At 70.0% G+C, this 4,046-nt stretch carries 2 protein-coding genes; both read left to right on the forward strand.

The annotated features are described in order from the left end of the window. Nucleotides 1-51: 51 nt before the first annotated feature. Nucleotides 52-3,462: a chromosome segregation SMC family protein gene (locus tag Q7O19_RS13205; RefSeq protein WP_303810954.1), complete on the forward strand. Its 3,411-nt coding sequence runs from the start codon at nucleotides 52-54 to the stop codon at nucleotides 3,460-3,462. Between the two features lie 153 nt (nucleotides 3,463-3,615). After that, the gene (locus tag Q7O19_RS13210; protein WP_303810955.1) at nucleotides 3,616-3,918 is read left to right on the forward strand and encodes an AtpZ/AtpI family protein; all 303 of its coding nucleotides are present in this window, start codon (nucleotides 3,616-3,618) and stop codon (nucleotides 3,916-3,918) included. The last annotated feature ends 128 nt before the right edge of the window (nucleotides 3,919-4,046 follow it).

The raw sequence follows: 4,046 nt of genomic DNA on the forward strand, positions 1-4,046 counted from the left end.
AGCTGGGCCGATCTCGAAACCAAGCTGCAGGCGGCTCTCCGGTAAGCGCCCTTGGAATTTCGCCGTCTTCGCCTTGCGGGCTTCAAGTCCTTCGTTGAACCGGTCGATCTGCTGATCGAACCGGGGTTGACCGGTGTTGTCGGCCCCAATGGCTGCGGCAAATCCAATCTTCTGGAAGCGCTGCGCTGGGTGATGGGCGAAGGCAGCCCGAAGTCCATGCGATCGGGCGGCATGGACGATGTGATCTTTGCCGGCACCAGTGCCCGCCCGGCACGCGAGTTCGCGACTGTCACGCTGCACCTTGCCGGCAGCGCCGGGGAGGAGATCGAGGTGCAGCGCCGTATCCAGCGCGGCGCTGGTTCGGATTACCGCCTCAACGGCCGCGATGCCCGCGCCCAGGATGTGCGCCTGCTGTTCGCCGATTCAGCCACCGGCGCGCACAGCCCGGCGATCGTGGGCCAGGGCCGCATCAGCGCCATCATTGCCGCCAAGCCGGCCGAACGCCGCCAGTTGCTGGAAGAAGCCGCCGGCATCGCTGGGCTTGCCGTGCGCCGGCGCGAGGCCGAGATTCGCCTGCGCGCCGCCGAAGCCAATGTGACGCGGCTGGACGATGTCATAAGGGGCCTTGAAACGCAGGCGGGAACATTGCGCCGGCAAGCCAAGTCTGCCGAACGGTACCGCAGCCTGTCTGACCGGATCCGCCATGGCGAAGCCGCACTGATCCACGCCCGCTGGCACACCGCCGTGGCGCTGAGCGAACGCGCCCGCAAGGCCGCCGTGGCTGCCGAAACGCTGGCCGGCGAACGCACACGGCTGGCTGCTGGGCTCACGGCTGAGGCCGCCGATGCCAATGCTGCCCTGCCAGCGCTGCGCCAGTCTGAAGCGGAAGCGGCAGCCGCCGCCCAGGCCCTGCGCCAGCGCCGCGCCTTGCTGGACGCCGAAGCGCAGGAACTGGCCCGCCGCGATGCCGCACTGGCCGCCAGCATCGCCAGTATCGACCGCGACGCGGCGCGCGAAACCGCCCTTGCCGATGATGCCGCCGCCGCAGGTGAGCGACTCGCTGCTGAAGACGCCGCACTGGCCGAACGCCTGGCGGCGCTGGCGACAGAGCGCCCGGCGCTGGCCGAACGGCTATCGCTGGCGCAAGCCGCCGCCCTGGCCGCCGAAACCGCCCTGTCTGATGCGATGGCCGCCCATGCGGCTGCTGCGGCCGCTGCCCGCGCCGCCAGCGATGCTGCTGCCGCCGCCACCGCCCGCGCTGCCCGGGCCGAGGCCGAAGCAAAGAGCCTGGCCGAACGGCTGGCACGGCTGGCCCCGGCGCCGGATTTGGAACCGTTCCACGCGGCCGTGGCCAAGGCGCAGACTGATGTTGCTGCCTCCGAAACCGGCGTTGCCGAAGCAGAAGCGGCCCGCCCCGCCTCAGAAGCCGCACGCAGCGGAGCCGCCGCGGCGTTGGCCGCCGCCCGCGCCACGCTGGCCAGCCTGGAGGCCGAAGCCCAGGCTTTGGCCCGCCGGCTGGCGGCTGATCAGGGGAAGGGTCCGCGCATTGCCGATCAACTGGTCGTTGCTGCCGGATATGAAGCTGCGCTGGCTGCCGCGCTGGGCGAAGACATGGAAGCGGGCCCCGCTAGCTCCACCGCGCCGCGCCGCTTTGCCGGCAGTGTGGCTGCTGACGATCCGGCATTGCCGGCGGGCGTTGTGCCGTTGGCCGGCCAGGTGCAGGCACCGCCCGAACTGGCGCGCCGGCTGGCGCAGACCGGCGTTGTTGATGCCGCGCCTGATGCGCCGTTGCTGGCCGCGCTGAAGCCCGGCCAACGGCTGGTGAGCCGCGACGGCAAATTGTGGCGCTGGGATGGGCTGGTTGATTCGGGTGGCCGCACCGATGCCGCCGCCGCCCGCCTGCGCGCCCGTCGCCGCGCTGCTGAACTCGAGGCCGAGCGTCAGGCCGCTGCCGGCACAGTTGAAAAGGCGAGCGCGATTTTGCGCGACGCTGAAGCCGCTGCCGCCGGCATTGCCGCGGCCGAGCGCGCCGCCCGTCAGGCCCGCGACGCGGCGGCGCGGTTGCTGACGGAAGCGCGCGGCCGGCTGGCGCAAGCCGAAACCGCGTCGGCCCGCGCCGCCGGCGAGGAATCCAGCCTGAAGACTTCCGCCGCCCAGGCCGAGGCCGACCGCGCGCGGCTGGCGGCCGAAGCCGAAACGGCGCGCGCGGCCGTGCCGGCGGCCGATGCACTCGCCGGCCTGTCGGCGGCGTTGGCCGCTTCCCGAACCGGGAACGACACCGCCCGCACCGCGCTGTCCACCGCGCGCGCCGCCGTGGACACCGCCGGCCGCGATGCCGACGCCGCTGCCCGCCGCCGCGCCGCGATTCAGGCGGAACAGGGTGATTGGCAGCGCCGTATCGCAGCCAGTGCGGGCCAGCGCAGCGAACTTGGCCGTCGCCGCGAAGCCGCCGAGGAGGAACGCGCCGGCCTTGCCGCCCGCACCCGCGCCATTGCCGCCGATCTGGCTGGCCTGGCGTCCACTACGCAAACGGCAGACGCCGCCCGCGCTGCTGCTGCCGATCGGCTGGCCGCGGCCGAATCTGCCCTGAACGCCGTCTCCGCCCGCGCTCGCGCTGCCGATGCCGATGTAGGCGAAGCCCGCGAGCTGCGCGCCACCGCCCGCGCCGAGGCCGAGCATCAGGATGCCGCCCGGCTCGATCTGGAACGCCTGTGCGGCGAGCGGTTCCAATGCCCGCCACCGCTGTTGCCCGGCCGTTTCGGCTTCGGCATCGAACCCGGCGATCCGGCGGCGCTGGCCGTATCCCTCGATGCGCTCACCGCCGAACGCGATCGGCTGGGCCCGGTCAATCTGCGGGCCGATATCGAGCTGAAGGAATTGGAAGAACAGGCCCTGCTCACCGCATCGGAAAAGGCCGAGCTGGATACCGCCATCGCCCGCCTGCGTGGCTCCATCGGCAGCCTCAACCGCGAAGGCCGGCAGCGGCTGCAAGCGGCGTTCACCGCTGTCGATGGCCATTTCCGCACGCTCTTTTCCGATCTGTTCGGCGGCGGCGAGGCGCAATTGGCGCTGATCGAATCCGATGATCCGCTCGAAGCGGGCCTTGAGATCATGGCGCAGCCGCCGGGCAAGAAGCTGCAATCGCTCACGCTGCTTTCCGGCGGCGAGCAGGCGCTCACCGCCACGGCATTGATCTTCGCGCTGTTCCTGTCCAATCCCGCCCCGATCTGCGTGCTCGACGAAGTCGATGCGCCCTTGGATGACGCCAACGTGGAACGCTTCTGCGACCTGCTCGACCGGATGGCGGCAGAGACAGCCACCCGTTTCCTGATCGTCACCCACAATGCGGTTTCGATGAGCCGCATGCATCGCCTGTTCGGCGTCACCATGAGCGAACCCGGCGTCAGCCAGCTGGTGAGCGTTGACCTGCAGACCGCGGAGAGACTGGTGGCCATGGCGTAACCGCCACAACGCTCGCAATTGCACCAAGGTTGCACTGCACAACGGTTGACAGGCCCACCCCCCGCATCTAGGACGCGCGCCAAGTCTTGTCGGCATCGCTGGCGGGGCCGTCTGTCATATGCGGCAGGCAGTGAGATCACAGGGATTTGCGCCTTGGCCAAACCACCCACCGACGAGGATAGCCTCGCGCGCCGTATTGCTGCGGCCCGGGCGGCGGAACCGAGCCGGAAGGATGGCGCCAAGCTGCAGGAAAATCAGGGCTGGCAGGCGGCGTCGGAATTTATCGGCGCCATGCTGGCAGGCGGTTTCATCGGCTGGTTCATCGACCGGCAGGCAGGAACCGGCCCCTGGGGTCTGATCACGATGTTGTTGCTGGGGTTTGTGACGGGTCTTACCCAGTCATTGCGCCGGCAGAAGCGGATGGACCGAGAGTCCGCCAAACGGGACGAGGAATAAACGGCCGTGGCCAACCCGATGGAGCAGTTCAAGATCGAAACCATCGTCCCGCTGAACGCGGGCGGCTTCGATCTGTCGTTCACGAACAGCTCGCTGTGGATGCTGATCACGCTGCTGGCGGTTTCGGC

It is taken from the genome of Sandarakinorhabdus limnophila DSM 17366, assembly GCF_945882885.1.
Taxonomy (GTDB): Bacteria; Pseudomonadota; Alphaproteobacteria; order Sphingomonadales; family Sphingomonadaceae; genus Sandarakinorhabdus; species Sandarakinorhabdus limnophila_A.